An 18,517-nucleotide genomic window follows, 5' to 3' on the forward strand; every position below is an offset into this window, starting at 1 on the left:
CAGTGATCAAAGTTTGATACGTTTGATATTTAGTGATTTCAAATTGGTCGTACCTAAATGATTAGCTTCTCCACGGCCAATATGGGCAACTGCTTCAAGATCGAGTTTCTTGACTTGATTAAACAGGTTAAGAGCTGCCATATCAATGGCTACGATGTTGGGAGAAACAATCAGCGTCTTCAGCGTAGCTACGTCGGCCAGTGTTTTACCTTGCGGGCCGTTCTGGTGCATGATGCGATAAGCATCAACGATATTCAAGACAGGTTTCTTTTCCCAGGTACAGATGTCAGCAATACATTGTTGCAAATCATTCTGGTGAAAATAACGTCTGTCCCATACAATACCCATATAATTCTTCATGGCGCAAGTCATTTTAGCTCCACCATGATTCTTTAATACAGGAACATTGATCCAAACATCCGCTTCAATCAAGGCTTCATGTATCTTGGCTGATTTCAGTTTTACGCCATTCGGTATTTGTACCTCTTTATAATATTTCTCATCGTTCCCTGGCATGATGATACCTCCTGCTTCTTTTACCGCCTTTTCAATACCACTTGTTTCATAACACTTTTGCCAATTATCACAAGTATGATCGAAAACGGTTACTTTTTCTGCTCCGGCATCCAGGCATTTCTTGACAAGAGCTTTTACTAACTTCGGGTTAGTATTGCCAGCCATCTCCGGACTTCGGTCCCAACCGATATTGGGTTTGATAACGACTTTTTGCCCCTTTTTAATATAATTACCGATTCCACCCAGTTCGTTCAGCGCTTTGTCCAGCATGACTTCCGGTTCTCCACCCATAATGGCTACCATATCAGGAACTTGTTCTACAGCCATTGAATTGGAAGATAAGGCAGCTCCTAATTTGTCAAAGTTCAGCGTCAGTGCGGCTCCTGCCATCACACTGGTCTTAATAAAATCACGACGTTTCATAAGAGATGTATTTTTGTATATTGGTTTATATTCCTACGCACAAATTTATATGATTTTGGAAATATTCTACTATCTTTGAAACAAAATAAGAAAATTTATGATTTTAAAGTATCCCATATCGATTCCGGATTTCCTTTCTACTTGTCAGGAGATAGAACATAAGCCTTGCTTTGAACTCGTATTGAGTGATTTACTGTACGAACATGGCGTTTTGCAGCCAGAGCCTTTTGGTTTGCAAGGTATTCGGAAAGTCATTGAAGTGTACGAGCAAAGTTTATCCCTCGGAAAGTCATCCAGTAAAAAAGAAATGCCTTTCTTCCGCGAGCATCAATTACGGCTGATTGGTCCGGAACTGGTTCCTTTTTCCTGTTCTTTATATGAAGAATCAACTTCCTTTACACCTGCCCAAAATGATTTATGGATAAGTCTTGATTCAGAAGATCTGATTGACTTGTGTCTGGGCGAGAACTTGTCGCTGGTTTGTTGCAAGTATGACGAGAACGAAATGCAGGAAACTTTCGAACCTTTATTAAAACAGGAATACGAGAAGATCCTTTTTGATGAAGAAAACACCGGATTTCTGCCGGGCTCTCGTTTCGTTTCCTTATTATATAAAACCTTGTTTGAATGGAGACCGGCTGTTGAACAACCTTGTAAAGAATGGCGGATCACGTCTCTTAATACGCCAGAAGAAGCTGATTACCGATGGAATGGAACGACTTTAAAGCCAATGAAAGCCATACAAGTTCCGGCTTCTTACATCCGTCAGATAGAAATCTATCCGGATTATCAGCAAGAGCCCGCTCTTTATACGGCTCTTATTGGAGCGTTGAAGAAAGTTGGCTTGGTGCCGGAACTATTGCTTACGGGCTTAGTGGAATAAAAGAAACAGATCGTAAAACACATAGCAAGTTTATAGGAATATGGTTACATTATCGAATCAACAATTGACAGTTCAGGTTTCGCCCGAAGGAGCGGAACTTTGTAGTATCCGAGGGAACCGATCCCAAACGGAGTATTTATGGCAGGCTGATCCGGCGTATTGGAAACGGCATTCACCGGTTTTGTTTCCTATCGTTGGTAGCGTTTGGGAAAATACATACCGGCAAAACGGACAAACTTATTCGTTGTCGCAGCATGGTTTTGCACGGGATATGACGTTTTCCCTAATCTCACAAACGGAAACCGAAGTCTGGTTTCGTCTGGAAAGTAACGAAGAGACCTTGAAAAAGTATCCTTTTCCGTTTGTTCTGGAAATAGGTTATCGCCTGGAGCAACAATCTGTTCGGGTGATGTGGCGAGTGATAAATCCGGCTTCGCAGGAAATGTTTTTCCAGATAGGAGCGCATCCGGCATTTTATTATCCGGATTTCTGTCCGGATACAGCTGAACGTGGTTTCTTCTCGTTTGATAAAAAAGACGGTTTGTCTTGTATCCTGATTGCAGAAAAAGGTTGTGTAGCCTTGGATAAACATCCTGTTTCATTGCAAGACGGCTTACTTCCGCTGGACATTCATACATTTGATCGGGATGCGTTGGTACTTGAGGACCGACAGATAAGCCAGGTGACGTTGCTCGACAAGCAAAAACAGCCGCACCTTTCCTTGGAATTTACAGCTCCGGTTGTCGGACTTTGGTCGCCTCCTGCCAAGAATGCGCCGTTTGTCTGCATTGAACCGTGGTACGGACGTTGTGATCGTGTCCATTATGCCGGCGAATACAAGGACAAAGACTGGATACAACAGCTGAACGGAGGCGAGACTTTCGAAGCGGATTATACCATTACCTTATATAAAGAATGCTGATATGGAAAGAACATTTAAAGTTATCTTGAAACCGTTGCAGCGTTTTGCCATTCAGAAGCCCAACGCCAGCGTTTTGCTGTTTCTGGCTACTATCTTGGCCATGATCTTGGCAAACAGTCCGTTGCAAGACCGGTATCATCATTTTCTGCAATTCCCTGTAAAGCTGGTATTCGGCGACTTCAGTATCTTTTCTCATCACGGAGAACCGCTTTCGATGTTGGCTTTTGTCAACGATGCTTTGATGGCTGTTTTCTTCTTTACGATTGGTCTGGAGATCAAACAGGAAGTTCTGGTAGGAGAGTTACAGTCTTTCCGGAAAGCTTTGTTGCCGATTGTGGCGGCTATTGGCGGAATGGTTGTGCCGGTGCTGTTTTATTTCCTGGTTTGTCATGAAGGTCCGGAAGCGAATGGTGCTGCTATTCCAATGGCTACCGATATTGCCTTTGCGCTGGCTGTATTGGGATTACTGGGGAAACGTGTACCACTGACGATGCGTATCTTCCTGACTGCCTTGGCCGTGGTAGATGATATTGGTGGAATCATCATCATCGCCTTGTTTTATAGTGGACATGTTTCGTTACAGCCGTTGTTGATTTCGGCTTTCTTGCTCTTGGTTTTGTATTTGGGTGGAAAGATGAAGATCTACAACCGTCTGTTCTATTATGCTTTAGGCTTTTGTGTTTGGATGTTGTTTATGGAATCCGGTATTCACCCAACTATCGCGGGTGTTTTGGTTGCCTTTACAGTTCCCGCCAAACCTAAAATTGATTTGGAACGCTTTACCGGTGATATGACTGAATATCTTTCGATGCTCGATTCGAATGATGTGAAGAGTTGCGACCGCGCTTCGGTTTTGACTTCCCATCAAATCCAGGTACTGAACAATATTCACATGTGTACAGATCATTCCATCAGTCCGCTGCAATCCATTGCTCACCGCCTGCATCCGTGGGTAAATAATCTGATATTGCCGCTGTTTGCCTTTGTGAATACCGGTGTAACGTTTGGTGATATCCGTCCGGAATCATTGATACATGTACCGTTGGCCATTGTATTGGGATTGATAGCCGGTAAGTCGCTGGGTATTTTCAGCTTCTCTTATCTGTTTATCCGTAGTGGTATTATTCCGAAGCCGCAGGGACTTAGCAAACGGACCTTGTTTGCCGTGTCGATGCTCGGAGGTATCGGTTTTACAGTAGCATTGTTTATCGCGAATCTGTCGTTTGATTCGACTACCGAACAGGGGATAGATCTGCTGAATCAGGCGAAGTTGGGTGTTTTTGTCGGTTCTTTCCTTTCTGGTCTGACCGGCTACTTGCTGCTTCGCATGGTACTTCCGAAAGAGAATAGCTAACAGAAATAAAAAACAATAGGCTAGGGCGAGTCTTTGGTGTCAGACCAAAGGCCCGCCTTTTTCTTTACCTTGAAGTCTTATCTGATTGGTTTCTAACCTACAGCATCCATCGTATTAATCCGATTCTGCCGAAGAATTAATCCAAAAGTAACGAAACATTAGGTTTCCTCCGGCCGAAGGATGTGTTTCCCCCGATCGAAGGATGCATGTCCTCCGACCGAAGGAAACCTTTCCTCCGATCGGAGGAAGATTAGTGTCCTATTGTATTTGACTTAATATCCAGGCGGAAATAAAATAAGGATCCGGCAGTTTGCAAAGAATAGCCTGTACCCGCAATGGATGAAAATCGATACATTTTTCGGCCTGATAGCTATCAAAAAGAACTATTCATAACTTTAAACACTGTAAAAAAAGCGCTGCCAGCGTGTGGTTTAGTATTATTTAACTGCAAAAGTTCAGCATACGGATTTAACATTTCTAATTTTGTGCAGCTTAAAAAAGAGAATAATATAACACTATAAATTTTTATTTATGAGTCAGACTGTGGATATTCGCGAGTTAAATGAGCGAATTGAGAGTAAGAGTTCCTTCGTAAATATGATTACGATGGGTATGGACCAGGTTATCGTAGGTCAGAAACATTTGGTTGAATCATTGTTGATCGGTTTGCTTTCTGATGGACATATCTTGTTGGAAGGTGTTCCTGGTTTGGCAAAGACTTTAGCCATCAAAACATTGTCATCTTTGATTGACGCGCAATACAGCCGAATACAGTTCACCCCGGACTTGCTGCCGGCCGACGTTATCGGTACCATGATTTATAGTCAGAAAAGCGAAGAATTCCAAGTTAAACAAGGTCCCGTCTTCGCTAATTTTGTATTAGCCGATGAAATTAACCGTGCTCCGGCCAAGGTACAGAGTGCTTTGCTCGAAGCGATGCAGGAACGTCAGGTAACTATTGGTGAACGGACATACAAGCTGCCGGAACCTTTCCTGGTAATGGCTACACAAAACCCAATTGAACAGGAAGGTACTTATCCGCTACCGGAAGCTCAGGTGGACCGTTTCATGCTGAAGGTTATTATCAGCTATCCGAAGAAAGAAGAAGAAAAACTGATTATCCGTCAGAATATCTCAGGTATCAAACCGGAAATCAAGCCGATCTTGAAGAAAGAAGAAATCATGGAAGCCCGCAAGGTGGTTCGTGAAGTCTATCTGGATGAGAAGATTGAGCGTTACATTGTCGATATTGTCTTTGCCACTCGTTTCCCGCAAGAACACGGATTGGCTAATTTGGCAAATATGATTTCGTTCGGAGCTTCTCCGCGTGCTTCTATCAGTCTGGCATCAGCCGCTCGTGCTTATGCCTTCATCAAGCGTAGAGGCTATGTAATTCCGGAAGACATCCGTGCCGTTTGTCACGATGTATTGCGTCATCGTATTGGTTTGAGCTACGAAGCTGAAGCGAATAATCTGACAACAGAAGAAGTAATCAGTGAAATTCTGAATAAGGTAGAAGTACCTTGATAATAAACCCTAGCAACGGAGAATGGGTGATCCGGACAGGAAACGCCTCATTCTCCCAAGTCAATTTTCAATGATTAAGTTGATACAATGGAAACAAGTGAACTGTTAAAGAAAGTCCGTCGGATCGAAATCAAGACCCGTGGCCTTTCACGTAATATCTTTGCCGGGCAATACCATTCAGCATTCAAGGGACGTGGTATGGCTTTCAGTGAAGTACGTGAATACCAGTACGGGGACGATATTCGAGACATAGACTGGAATGTGACTGCGCGCTATATCCGTCCGTATGTAAAAGTCTTTGAAGAAGAGCGAGAATTGACCGTGATGTTGCTGATTGACGTATCCGGCAGCCGCGATTTCGGTTCCGTGAATGTGATGAAGAAAGAAATCATGACGGAGATAGCTGCCACATTGGCCTTTTCGGCTATACAGAATAATGATAAGATCGGGGTGATTTTCTTCTCGGATAAGGTCGAAAAATTCATTCCGCCGCAGAAAGGAAGAAAGCATATTCTGTATGTGATCCGCGAGTTGATCGATTTTCAGCCGGAAGACCGGCAAACCGATATAAGCCAGGTATTGAAATACCTGACGAATGCTATCAAAAAGCGTTGTACAGCTTTTCTGATCTCTGATTTTATCAATAAGGACAGCTTCAAGGATGCTTTGACGGTGGCTAACCGCAAGCATGACATGGTTGCCATTCAGGTATATGATCAGCGCGAGACAGAATTGCCGTCGGTCGGTCTGATGAAGATCAAGGATGCCGAAACAGGAAAAGAACAATGGATTGATACTTCATCGTCGCGTGTCCGCCAGGCGTACAAGGAATGGTGGGAGAAACGCCAGGAAGCAATGGATACAACATTCAAGAAATGCCGTGTTGATTCAGTCTCCATTCGTACGGAAGATGATTATGTGAAGTCGTTAATGGCTCTTTTCGAAAAACGAAATTAAAGAGAATCATGAATGTATTGAATAAAACTATATTGGTATTTTCGATGGCTGCCGGTTTGGTGGGCGGAAAGATCCAGGCACAACAGTCGCTGATTGATGTCAAGATTGATTCGGCTGCTATCCTGATCGGCGAGCAGACCAAGCTGCATTTGTCGGTTACTGCCGATAAGGATCGCCCGGTACAGATTGTTATTCCTGCAGATACCTTGATGCGTGGAGTAGAAGTACTGGAAATTTCCAAACCTGATTCGTCGGTTATAGAAAACAACAGGTTACTGATCAAGCAGGATCTGTTGATTACTTCCTTCGACTCGGCCTTGTATTTGCTTCCTCCGTTGAAAGTCATCGACGGGGCAGATACGGTTTATTCCAATCAGGTAGCTTTGAAGGTATCGACAGTTCCCGTAAATGTAGATAAGCCGGAAGAGTTTTATGACATTAAGGATGTGTGGAAACCTCCTTTCGTGTGGGCAGATTATTATCCGATTATTTACGGTGTGCTGCTGGGATTACTGTTGCTCTGTATTATTATATATGTAATCAAGCGACTGAAGAACCGGAAGTCTATTTTGCCGTTCTCAGAACCTGCCGAACCGAAATTGCCTCCTTTCGAGCAAGCCATGAAAGAACTGGATGCGTTGAAGGAAAAGAAACTGTGGCAACAAGGTTTGAACAAGGAGTATTATACCGCATTAACCGAAACCCTTCGTCGGTATATTGTAGATCGTTTCGGTGTCAATGCAATGGAGATGACATCCGGGGAAATATTGGATATCCTTCGGGGTGTGAAGGAAGCAGCGCCGGTTTATGATAAGTTACAGCAGATTCTTGGCTTGGCAGACTTCGTTAAGTTCGCCAAACTTCATCCGCTGCCCGACGAAAATGACCGGAGTATGACAAACGCTTATCTGTTTGTGACCGAAACGAAACCCGAAGAAGTAATTCCGGAGAAAGAAACTTCTGAAGCGACAGGAGGGGAAGAAGAAAAACAGAGTGAAACAAATGATTCTAAAATAAAGGAATAAGATGGTATTTGCAAATCCTACATATTTATATTTGTTGTTGCTATTAGTCCCGTTGATTGGCTGGTACATCTACAAGTTACATAAGAGTCAGGCTAGTTTGCAGGTCTCTTCGTCTGAAGCTTTCCAATTGCCGGGAACGTCATCCTGGAAAGTTTATATGCGACATCTGCCATTTGTTTTGCGTATGTTGGCCATAGCCTTGTTGATAGTCGTACTGGCTCGTCCGCAATCAACCAACAGCTGGCAGAATTCTTCTACGGAAGGTATTGATATTGTGATGGCAATGGATATTTCAACCAGTATGTTGGCAGAAGATTTGAAGCCGAATCGTCTGGAAGCGGCTAAGGATGTAGCGGCATCGTTCATCAACGGACGCCAGAATGATAATATTGGTCTGGTTGTTTTTGCTGCGGAAAGTTTTACACAATGCCCGTTAACCATTGATCACGGAGTTTTGTTGAATCTGTTTAAAGATATACAACCGGGCATTATCCAGGATGGTACAGCCATCGGATTAGGCTTGGCGAATGCCGTAAGTCGTATCAAAGACAGTCAGGCAAAGTCAAAAGTGATCATCCTGCTGACGGATGGTGTAAACAATACCGGTGAGATTGCTCCGGTAACGGCGGCAGAGATTGCCAAAACATTCGGTATCCGTGTTTATACCATTGGTGTAGGTACGCAAGGAGAAGCTCCTTATCCGATTCCGACAGCCTTTGGTGTACAATATCAGAATGTACCGGTTGAGATCGATGAGCAAGTATTAAAACAAATCGCATCTACGACAGGCGGACAATATTTCCGTGCAACGGACAATTCAAGCCTGAAGGAAATCTATTCGGAGATCGATCAGTTGGAAAAGACGAAAATCAGTGTTCAGGAATTCAGCAAGAAACAGGAAGAATACAAGAACTGGGCTTTGCTGGTATTTGCCTTGTTGCTGATTGAAGTTTTGTTGAGAAATACAGTGTTAAGAAATATTCCATAAAAACAGAAAGATATGTTTCGTTTTGCAAATCCGGAATTTTTATATCTGCTGCTGATATTACCGGCGTTGATAGTATTCTATATCTATGCCGTTATTCAAAAGCGGAGAGCAGTAAAGCGATATGGTAATCCGGCGTTATTGGTAGAACTTATGCCGGATGTATCGCCCAAACGCCAACATTTGAAGTTTTGGCTTTCGTTTGCAGCTATTGCCTTGATGATATTTGTTATTGCGGGTCCGCAGTTTGGTTCCAAGCTGGAAACCGTCAAACGTCAGGGAGTCGAAATCATGGTCTGTCTGGACGTTTCGAACTCCATGTTATCAGAAGATGTAGCTCCCAGCCGATTGGCAAAGGCTAAACAAATGTTGGCTAAGTTGACTGACGGACTTTCTAATGACAAAGTAGGTATGATTGTCTTTGCAGGTGACGCCTTTACACAGTTGCCTATTACATCCGACTACATATCGGCTAAAATGTTCTTGTCGTCTATCAGTCCGGAAATGATTTCAACACAAGGAACGGCGATTGGTGCCGCCATTAATCTGGCTGCCCGTTCATTTACACCGAATGAAACATCCGATAAGGCGATCATCGTGATTACCGATGGTGAGAACCACGAAGATGATGCCGTTGGTGCGGCCAAGATGGCTTCCGACAAAGGTATTCATGTAAATATCGTTGGTATTGGTGATCCGAAAGGTGCTCCGATTCCTATGGGAAGTGCAAACAATTACATGAAAGACAATGCAGGAAATGTAGTCATCACGAAGTTGAATGAACAGATGTGTCAGGAGATTGCTGCTGCCGGTAATGGAATGTATGTGCGGGCTGATAATACCAATTCGGCATTACGTGCCTTAGAGAAAGAGATAGAGAAGATGAATAAAACGGAAATGGACAGCAAAGTCTATTCCGAATACGACGAGCAATTTCAGATTCTGGCATGGATCGCTTTGATTCTTCTGATCGGTGACGTATTGACACTCGACAGAAAGAACCGGATCTTCAAGAAAATAAAGTTGTTCTCTTAAATCTTTAGTGAAATGAAATTGATACGGAAATCCATAGTATGTGTTGCGGTGCTGCTTTCGGGAAATATGTTGTCTTCAGCATTTGCCCAGAAAGCAGAGCGGAAACATGTACGCGAAGGCAATGAGTTGTATAAGACAGAAAAGTACACGGAGGCGGAAGTCGCTTATCGAAAAAGCTTGGATGTGAATCCTCGTTCTATCGAAGGAACTTACAACTTGGGTAATTCACTATACAAGCAGGATAAACTGAAAGAGGCAGCCGAACAATATCAGTTATTGGCCGGACAGGAAGCCAAGATGAAGGAAACTCCGGAAGGGAAGGCCCGTCTGGCTGAGATTTATCACAACATGGGTAACATCAGCATGAAAGGAAAAGATTATGCCCAGAGTGTGGAAGCCTATAAGCAGTCGTTGCGTTTGAATCCGAAAGATGATGAAACCCGTTATAATTTGGCTTTGGCCCAAAAGCTACTAAGCGACCAGCAGAATGAGGATCAAAGTCAAGACCAGAAAAACGAGGAAAAACAAGAAGATAAAGAAAACAAGGATCAGCAGCAACAGCAACAACAGCAGAAGCCTGATGATCAGAAGCAGAACAAGACTCAGGAAGAACAACAACAGAACGAACAGATGAGTCAGGACAATGCACAACAGATGTTGGATGCTTTCTTGCAGGATGAAAAAGATACGCAGGAGAAAGTAAAGAAAGCCCAGCAGCAGCAACAGCAACGTCGTAAAACGGAAAAACAATGGTAATGAAGCTAAATAATAAAACTACAGGAATAATGAGAAAGTGTTTTTTCTTGTTCTTTCTGCTGACGACACTTGGTTGGACGATCAAGGCGGATGATCAGGTATCATTCAAGGCTTCTGCTCCTCAGTCGGTAGTGATGGGAGAGCAGTTTCGTCTGACGTTTGTGGTAAATGCGGAAGGAAAAGATTTGAGAGTACAGGAAATGCCGGACTTCGAAGTATTGATGGGACCTTCGCAATCGACATCTTATAGCAATAGTTGGATAAATGGAAAAAGCTCCAGTCAGACAACTGTTAGTTATACCTATATATTGATGCCGAAAAAGGAAGGTACTTTCACGATCGCTCCGGCTACAATTAAGGTGAAGAATGCTACCTATACTTCCAATGGTTTGACCATTAAGGTTCTTCCTCCCGACAAATCAGGAAAGTCGAACGCGGCAGCCAATGCATCTTCAACGACAATCAGTAATGATGATTTCTTTGTCCGCATGATTGTTTCGGATCGGGATGTATATGAACAGGAAGGATTCTTGGTAACCTTCAAGTTATATGCAGCTCGTCCATGTACACTGAATGGTGCAAAATTCCCGGAATTTGAAGGATTTCTGGCACAAGAAATAGATTTGCCAAATAAACAGTGGGTACAAGATCGATATAAAGACCGGAATTACTTTACGGTTGATTTGCGTCAGGTCGTATTATATCCCCAGCGTTCGGGACAGTTAACGATTGGGAAAGGTACATACGATGCTGTGATTCGTATTTCTACGCCTCAGAAGGCTCGTAGTATCTTTGATGATTTCTTTGATACCTATCGGGATGTCAATAAAGAATTGGTTTCTCAGCCCGCTACGATCAATGTCAAGCCATTACCTTCTGGCAAGCCTGCATCATTCTCGGGAGCAGTAGGTGATTTTACTATGACTGCAGATATCAATACAGATCATGTGAAAGCCAACGAAGCTGTGACTATAAAAGTCAAGATTTCAGGAAACGGAAACTTGAAATTGGTCAAGAATCCGGAAGTAGCATTCCCGAATGACTTTGATATCTATGATTCGAAAGTCGAATCGGATACGAAAACAACAACGGCCGGTGTTTCTGGAAGTAAGACGATTGAATATATGGCTATTCCGCGGTATAGTGGAGATTTTGAGATTCCGGCCATTCAGTTCTCGTATTTTGATACGAAGTCGAATACCTACAAAACACTTGCTTCAAATGCTTTCAAGCTTCATGTAGAAAAAGGAGAAGAAGGTTCTTCAACAGCTCCGGCTGTTTCCAACTTCGCAAACAAAGAGTCTGTCAAATATTTAGGACAAGACATTCGCTTCCTGAAAACAAAAGGAATACATTTCATCAATAATCGGGATGATTTGTTCTTGGGTTCTTTCTTGTACTTCATGGCCTATGTCGTTCCGTTGATTCTGTTTATTGTCTTCTTTATTGTTTACAGAAAACAAATCAAGGAAAACTCAGATCTGGCACGTGTACGAACCAAGAAAGCAAACAAGATTGCCGTGAAACGTTTGAAGAATGCCGGAAAATTACTTCAGGAAAACAAGAAAGAAGAATTCTACGAAGAAGTATTACGTGCATTATGGGGATATCTGAGTGACAAGCTGAATATACCGCAAGCAGAACTGACGAAAGATAATGTCGAGGTGGAATTGTCGAAATACGGTGTTGACGAAACATTGACGAAAGAATTCATGGACATTCTGAATACTTGCGAATTTGCCCGTTACGCTCCGTCACAAGGATCTGAGGCAATGGACAAATTATATGCCCAGACAGTTGATGCAATTGGTAAGATGGAAAATACCATTAAAAAGTAATGAAGATGAGAACAAGATCATATATTAAAACATTATGGCTGGTTATTCTGATCCAGTGTTTGGTTTGGCCGGTATTTGCACAAGATGCTTCCATCAAAGAAGCCGAAGTAGCATATACCAAAGAAGATTATGCAACGGCAATTCAGCTGTACGAAGGTCTGTTGAAGAATAACGGTGAGTCGGCTGCCATCTACTATAATTTAGGAAATGCCTATTATAAGAATGGACAAATAGCGCCGGCAATTCTGAATTATGAACGCGCTTTGCTTCTGCAGCCGGGAGACAAGGACATTCGTTTTAACTTGCAAATGGCCAAAGGCAGAGCTGTTGATAAGATAGAGCCTATTGGACACTTCTTCTTGACAGATTGGTTTAATGCCATTCGAGATCTCGCAAGTGCCGATACATGGGGAACGGTAGGTATTATCTGTTTTCTGCTGTTCATCATCTGTTTGGTTGTCTTTTTCTTCTCAAAGATCAGACGTTTCAAACAATTAGGCTTTTATGCAGCCTTAGTCCTGTTACTGATCGTTGTCTTTTCCAATATTTTTGGATTCAGCCAGAAAAATGAATTGGAAAATCGCCAGGAAGCAATTGTCTTTGCGGCCAGTACAACAGTGAAAAGCTCACCAGATGTGAGTGGTACGGATTTAGTAGTCTTGCATGAAGGAACTAAAGTTGCCGTCAAGAGTACTTTAGGAGAATGGAGTGAAGTCGAACTGGAAGATGGAAATGTTGGCTGGATGCCAAGCAAAGACATCGAAAAGATTTAAAACATGTTAGAACAAATCTTAGTATGGGAACGAGATCTGTTCCTGACGCTTAACGGCTGTCATACGCCTTATTGGGACGAAGTCATGTGGCTTTATTCGGGTAAGGCAGTTTGGCTGCCGTTAGCCGTTTTTATTATACTTGTCTTGGCTTACAAGAAAAACTGGAAAGAGGTACTTTTTATTCTCTTGGGAATTGCCTTGACAATCACTTTGTGTGACCAATTTGCATCCGGTATTTGCAAACCGTTGTTCCATCGTTTTCGCCCGACTCACCATCCGGATTTTATGGATGCTGTAAAGACTGTCTTTGATTATCGGGGAGGAAGATATGGCTTTATTTCCAGTCATGCAGCCAATGCTTTCGGTTTTGCCATGTTCATGACATTACTTCTTCGGAACAAACTACTGGGCATAACACTGTTTATCTGGGCAACAATCAATGCCTATACCCGAATTTATTTAGGAGTACACTTTATTTCGGATATTATTCCGGGGATGTTGTCGGGACTTCTTTTCGGATTTGTAGCTTACCATATATATATGTGGGCGCGTTATCATTTCCTGAGTGCATCCGTTTGTCCGTTCCTTTCTGATCCGTCATATATGTATCAAGGGAAAAGAGTACAGGCCATCACAATCGCAGTATGGTTGATGTTTGTATTCTTATTGTGTTTTTCGGGTGTATTAATTTCCTTTATCCGCTAAATGATAATAGGTATTGTTTAATGGCTACATTCTATTTGTTTGATATGTAATACCATAAGAAAGATATTACATTTTTATGTCGTTAAACATACATTTTTATTACCAAGTTTTCGCCAAATAATTTGGCTTTTACAAGCAAAATGTATAAGTTAGCGGTATAATAATTAACCAAAGTGTAACTTTTAAAACTAATAATCATGCCTAAGACAATCACATTTAACGAACTTCGTAAGATTAAAGATAGCTTACCTGATGGTTCAACACATCGTATTGCAGACGAACTGGGTCTTTCTGTAGAAACAGTACGTAATTACTTTGGTGGACAGAATTTCCAAGATGGAAAAAGCTGTGGTGTTCATATTGAACCAGGACCAGACGGTGGTTTGGTAGTACTTGATGATACAACAATTTTTGATCGTGCCATGCAGATTTTGGCAGAAAGCCATGAGGCTGCGGCACCAGAAGCGTAACTAAACGCTTTCTTCTTATTGGCACAAATCCCAAGGTAATAAACTGTTATAAGAAACTTACCTTGGGATTCGTAGTTTTCAAACAGACCGATTGAATGAACCCGTATCTGAGATCAAGTTGCTATTTATTGGGAAAATAAGCGGAAAAGCAGAGATGGAAGCGTTCAATTATTTATTAGTAATCACTTTTAATAACTATGAGTATGGAAGATAAATTAGTAACATTGGCTATTCATACTTTTGAAAAGGCCCAAATGCTCAAGATGATTCTTGAGTCGGAAGGTATAGAGGTGTATATTCATAATGTGAATCAAATACAACCCGTTATATCGGCAGGTGTGCGAGTGAGAATTAAAGAAAGTGATTTACCTCATGCTTTGCGTATCATTGAAGACAGTAAATGGCTTGAATCACCGGCTGAAGCAGAAAAGGAAATAACGAATACGGGAAAAAGAATCTTGGTTCCGGTTGATTTCTCGGACTATTCGCTGAAGGCGTGCGAAATAGCCATTCACTATGCAGCGAAAGCTGATGCTGAAGTTATGATTATGCATGCTTATTTCAGCCCTTATTTCCCGTCAGCTATTCCTTTGGGCGACACGATGGCTTATCAGGCTAACGAAGAAAGTACCCGGCAGATGTTGGAGAGGGTACAACAGGATATGGGAACAATTTGTACAACCATCGACGAAATGATGAAGGAAGGCAAGCTGCCATCCGTTAAATATGATTATACGTTACGTGAAGGTCTGCCAGAAGAGGAAATCATCGCTTATGGAAAAGAATATCGTCCGGATCTGATCGTAATGGGAACTCGCGGAAAGGATCAGAAAGATATTGATCTGATTGGTAGTGTTACGGGAGAAGTGATCGAAATGAATAAGGCTCCGGTATTGGCTATCCCGGAAAATGTTCCTTTCACGGATTTGAGTAATGTAAAAAACATCGCCTTTGCCACATCTTTCAGTCAACGGGATTTGGTTGCCTTCGATCGCTTTATGGAAGTAATAAAAGGATACGATGTGCATATACATCTGTTTAATATCTCAACCAGTCGGGATGAATGGAACGAAATTCGCTTGACGGGAGTTCATGAGTATTTCAAACGTCAATACAAAGATGCCAATATTACGCATACCGTTCTTGATGACGGAGATTTACTCTTGGCTATTGAAAAGTTTGTACGCGACAAACAGATCGATTTAATCGCATTGACAACATATAAACGGAATATATTGTCCCGTATTTTGAATCCAAGTATAGCGAAACGTATGTTATTCCATACAGATACACCTCTGTTGGTAATGCATGCATAAAACCGATCTAAAACTCGGGAGTTTTGTTTTTGATTCTCGTATATTTTGAAATCGATTCTCGTATGTTTGGATTTTGAAATATCCTATAAAAAAGAAACATCTGTATCTGGTTGTTCCGGTACAGATGTTTTTATTGAAAGAAAAGTCAGGACCAAAATAGATTTATCAAGAAAAGACGTTAATTTAAAAATAATTCGTACATTTGTTTTACATAAACCGAAAAAGAGTAAGAAGCAATGGATCGATATTTAATGATAAAGACGAGAGATGAGCTGCTTCGTATTAAAATTGGCCAAATCTTGTATTTTGAAGCGGATAGAAACTATACGAAATTATTGTTATCAAATGGTATCCAATTTACATTTGCTATCAATATCGGAAAGATAGAAGAACTCTTGGAAAAACAGGTTTCAGGTAGTAATGATATGCTGGTGAGAGTAGGTAAAAGTCATATTATAAATAAAACACATATTTTACAGATTAATCTACCGAAGCAGAAGTTGTTATTATTGACACAAGAAGGAAAACCAAGAGAATTAGTTATTTCTAAAGATCCGCTGAAGCAGCTTAAAGAGGCGCTGGAAAAAGAAGTGGAGAAAGGATTGGAAGAAACTAAAGGAGATGTATTGTCATGACGGTGATTACAATCGGGAAAGCACAAGATAATGATTACATCATTGATCATCCTCAGGTGAGTCGGCATCATGCACGACTGGTTTCAGGCGAACAGGATTGCTGGTTCTTGGAAGATCTGGAATCGTCGAACGGAACATTCGTTAACGGGGCACAAATTGCCAGAAAACGAGTGACTCCAACGGATGATATCCGGCTTGGTAAAGAATATCAACTGGATTTTCTGGCAGTACTGAAGAGTAAGAATGATTATAGTACTGAATTTAAAGCCCTGAAAAAAGTATATGACGATTATACACGTGAGAAAGTCAGAATACAATCATCCAATCAGTTCAAGACTCGATTGTTTCAGTCGTTGCCATTTGCATTGCCGGGAATCATTGGTTTAATAATAAGTGTGACGGGCGATAGTAACCAGGGCTGGGTAATCGGGAGTTTATTGCTAACGGTCTTGGCTCCTGTTGGAGGAATTTATTTGGGCGCACGTCAGTCCGCTAAAATACCCCAGCAATTACAAGATCTGACCAACCAGTTTAAGATTGATTATGTTTGTCCGAAATGCGGAACCTTTTTGGGTGATATTCCATGGGAATCCCTTCGGAATAAGAAACATTGTCTGGTTTCTTCCTGCCAGGCAAAATGGGTAGAAGAGTAGTTGGATAAGGAAACTATGCCTTTCGTACATAAAACCTGAACGTTAGATTATATGGGATAATTATTAATCAGAATAATTATCCCTTTTATTATTTTTGCGTTGGGATAAAATAATAAATTTAATGAGGAAGGGATAGTATTATGCATGAGAATGATTATACATTCGTTACCATTGACAATGAAGAGGATGCTCCGTTGCTCTCTGATGCCGTGGTAGTGGATGTAGATGGAAACGATGGCATCCTGGATGCAGTGATGCTTGATGATGTACCGGTAGATGGTACAGACTTTATCACATTATCAGATGATTCTGTGGTAATGCCTGATTCAGACGATGTGTCTGATTTTATATCGATTGATGTAGATGGTTCTGATATATCATTTATCTTATGATTTCGATTAAATGCCCACATTGTCAGGTAGGTTTGAAAGTAGACGAGGGGAAACTTCCCCTCGGTATTACTTCTTTCAAATGTCCTAATTGCAAGAAAGCTATACCCGTATCCTTAGTTACGTCCGGACAAAGTAATGCTGAAGATGCCGAAACGATACTTGTTCACCCGGTCATTCAGCATGTCGGACGATTAACGGTATTACCCGATGCAAACACGCCGGAACAACATTTTCCTTTAGTGGAAGGAGAATATATTATAGGCCGTAAATCTTCTGCATCCGGGGCAAATATCAAGATAGAAACAGCCGATAGATCCATGAGTCGCGAGCATATCCGGATAGAAGTAAAAAAAGATGAACATGGAGGCTATAAACATTACCTTTCAGATAATAATAGCAAGAATCATACGTTATATAATAGCAATTATCTAGAGACTGGCGAAAAAGTAGTGTTGAATGACGATGATGAAATCATAATAGGCCATACGATACTGCGTTTTAACTATTAATTCTGGAAGGCTATGAATATAACATTGGGAAAACCTTTGGCTGTAAGTGATAAAGGGAGACGTGGTAATAATGAAGATTCAATTTTTCCGTTATCTGAAATTGTTTCTTCTGCTGATCGTTTGTATATGGTATGTGACGGAGTGGGAGGAGCTAGTCGGGGAGAGGTGGCTAGTTCAATGGCTTGCGACGTTATAAATTCTTTTTTCTGTACTTTCCTGAAAGGTGATCCTGATGTTGATTTTGTAAATAAAGCTGTACAGTATGTTGAAACCTGCTTTGATACTTATACAAGCGATTATCCGGAAGCCATTGGCATGGCAACGACATTGGCTTTGGCTTATATAATGCCTTCTGCAGTATTAATAGCACATATCGGAGATAGCAGAATCTATCATTTGCGCAAAGGTAAAATACTATATCGGACAGAAGATCATTCTTTGGTCAATTCCTGGCTTAAATTAGGTCTAATAACGCAAGAAGAAGCGATCAATCATCCTAAGAAAAATGTAATTCTACGGGCTATTCAAGGGAAAAAACGTCCAACAGAAGCTGAAGTCTCCATAATAACAGACGTACAAGCCGGAGACATATTCTTACTTTGTTCGGATGGCGTTGTGGAAAGTTTTACAGATGAAGAATTAGAATCTCTTTTCTCGACTCGTTGTCCTTTAGAGAATTACAAAGAAATATTAGTGGAAAAATGTTTGCAGAAAAGTCGAGACAATTTTTCCTTCTATCTATTACCCGTCGAATCTGTAGTGAAAACAGAAAGTTTAAAGCAAAATTTTCTCTCTTTCCTTTATTCTTTTATGTAAATGTTTTAATTTTGGCAATTAAAACAA

Annotated in this window: 20 protein-coding genes; 19 read left to right on the plus strand and 1 reads right to left on the minus strand. The window is 41.4% G+C overall.

Annotated elements, in window-relative coordinates; all coding sequences use genetic code 11:
* Positions 1-6: 6 nt before the first annotated feature.
* Entirely contained in the window at positions 7-939 is a 933-nt protein-coding gene (locus tag MUN53_RS00345) for a DUF362 domain-containing protein (protein ID WP_243322914.1), read from the minus strand.
* A gap of 97 nt (positions 940-1,036) precedes the next feature.
* Between MUN53_RS00345 and MUN53_RS00350 the strand changes: the two genes are divergently transcribed.
* From MUN53_RS00350 to MUN53_RS00440, 19 genes are all read left to right on the plus strand, one after another.
* Positions 1,037-1,822 carry a hypothetical protein gene (locus MUN53_RS00350; protein WP_243322916.1) on the plus strand — a complete coding sequence of 262 codons (786 nt, stop codon included), beginning with the start codon at positions 1,037-1,039 and terminating at the stop codon, positions 1,820-1,822.
* A 40-nt stretch (positions 1,823-1,862) separates the two neighbouring features.
* A complete protein-coding gene (locus tag MUN53_RS00355; protein ID WP_243322917.1) occupies positions 1,863-2,744 on the plus strand; it encodes an aldose 1-epimerase family protein in 882 nt (293 codons plus the stop codon).
* A 1-nt stretch (position 2,745) separates the two neighbouring features.
* On the plus strand, positions 2,746-4,098 hold the full coding sequence (gene nhaA / locus MUN53_RS00360) for a Na+/H+ antiporter NhaA (protein WP_243322918.1): 1,353 nt from the start codon (positions 2,746-2,748) through the stop codon (positions 4,096-4,098).
* A 531-nt stretch (positions 4,099-4,629) separates the two neighbouring features.
* A complete protein-coding gene (locus tag MUN53_RS00365) occupies positions 4,630-5,625 on the plus strand; it encodes an AAA family ATPase (protein ID WP_022457235.1) in 996 nt (331 codons plus the stop codon).
* An 87-nt stretch (positions 5,626-5,712) separates the two neighbouring features.
* On the plus strand, positions 5,713-6,582 hold the full coding sequence (locus MUN53_RS00370) for a DUF58 domain-containing protein (protein ID WP_022457236.1): 870 nt from the start codon (positions 5,713-5,715) through the stop codon (positions 6,580-6,582).
* Between the two features lie 8 nt (positions 6,583-6,590).
* Complete coding sequence (locus MUN53_RS00375) at positions 6,591-7,607, plus strand: hypothetical protein (RefSeq protein ID WP_243322919.1); 1,017 nt, start codon at positions 6,591-6,593, stop codon at positions 7,605-7,607.
* 1 nt (position 7,608) lies between these two features.
* On the plus strand, positions 7,609-8,595 hold the full coding sequence (locus MUN53_RS00380; RefSeq protein WP_022457238.1) for a vWA domain-containing protein: 987 nt from the start codon (positions 7,609-7,611) through the stop codon (positions 8,593-8,595).
* Between the two features lie 12 nt (positions 8,596-8,607).
* Positions 8,608-9,627, plus strand: a complete 1,020-nt coding sequence (locus tag MUN53_RS00385) for a vWA domain-containing protein (protein WP_022457239.1) — start codon at positions 8,608-8,610, stop codon at positions 9,625-9,627.
* Between the two features lie 12 nt (positions 9,628-9,639).
* Complete coding sequence (locus tag MUN53_RS00390) at positions 9,640-10,383, plus strand: tetratricopeptide repeat protein (protein ID WP_022457240.1); 744 nt, start codon at positions 9,640-9,642, stop codon at positions 10,381-10,383.
* A 29-nt stretch (positions 10,384-10,412) separates the two neighbouring features.
* Complete coding sequence (locus MUN53_RS00395; RefSeq protein ID WP_243322920.1) at positions 10,413-12,221, plus strand: BatD family protein; 1,809 nt, start codon at positions 10,413-10,415, stop codon at positions 12,219-12,221.
* Between the two features lie 5 nt (positions 12,222-12,226).
* Positions 12,227-12,994 (plus strand): tetratricopeptide repeat protein, encoded by a 768-nt coding sequence (locus tag MUN53_RS00400; protein WP_394803014.1) that lies wholly within the window; start codon positions 12,227-12,229, stop codon positions 12,992-12,994.
* A gap of 3 nt (positions 12,995-12,997) precedes the next feature.
* Positions 12,998-13,699 carry a phosphatase PAP2 family protein gene (locus tag MUN53_RS00405; RefSeq protein ID WP_243322922.1) on the plus strand — a complete coding sequence of 234 codons (702 nt, stop codon included), beginning with the start codon at positions 12,998-13,000 and terminating at the stop codon, positions 13,697-13,699.
* A gap of 197 nt (positions 13,700-13,896) precedes the next feature.
* Positions 13,897-14,169, plus strand: a complete 273-nt coding sequence (locus tag MUN53_RS00410; RefSeq protein WP_022457244.1) for a hypothetical protein — start codon at positions 13,897-13,899, stop codon at positions 14,167-14,169.
* A gap of 203 nt (positions 14,170-14,372) precedes the next feature.
* Positions 14,373-15,485, plus strand: coding sequence for a universal stress protein (locus tag MUN53_RS00415; protein WP_243322924.1), 1,113 nt, complete (start codon positions 14,373-14,375; stop codon positions 15,483-15,485).
* 236 nt (positions 15,486-15,721) lie between these two features.
* On the plus strand, positions 15,722-16,120 hold the full coding sequence (locus MUN53_RS00420) for a LytTR family DNA-binding domain-containing protein (RefSeq protein ID WP_022457246.1): 399 nt from the start codon (positions 15,722-15,724) through the stop codon (positions 16,118-16,120).
* Positions 16,117-16,773 (plus strand): FHA domain-containing protein, encoded by a 657-nt coding sequence (locus tag MUN53_RS00425; protein ID WP_243322926.1) that lies wholly within the window; start codon positions 16,117-16,119, stop codon positions 16,771-16,773. The genes MUN53_RS00420 and MUN53_RS00425 overlap by 4 nt, the downstream gene beginning before the upstream one ends.
* 140 nt (positions 16,774-16,913) lie before the next feature.
* Complete coding sequence (locus MUN53_RS00430) at positions 16,914-17,165, plus strand: hypothetical protein (protein WP_022457248.1); 252 nt, start codon at positions 16,914-16,916, stop codon at positions 17,163-17,165.
* Positions 17,162-17,674: an FHA domain-containing protein gene (locus MUN53_RS00435; RefSeq protein ID WP_243322928.1), complete on the plus strand. Its 513-nt coding sequence runs from the start codon at positions 17,162-17,164 to the stop codon at positions 17,672-17,674. Before MUN53_RS00430 ends, MUN53_RS00435 begins: the two co-directional genes overlap by 4 nt.
* Before the next feature lie 12 nt (positions 17,675-17,686).
* Entirely contained in the window at positions 17,687-18,490 is an 804-nt protein-coding gene (locus MUN53_RS00440; RefSeq protein WP_243322929.1) for a PP2C family protein-serine/threonine phosphatase, read from the plus strand.
* The last annotated feature ends 27 nt before the right edge of the window (positions 18,491-18,517 follow it).

The organism is Parabacteroides faecalis (assembly GCF_022809355.1).
Lineage (GTDB): Bacteria > Bacteroidota > Bacteroidia > Bacteroidales > Tannerellaceae > Parabacteroides > Parabacteroides faecalis.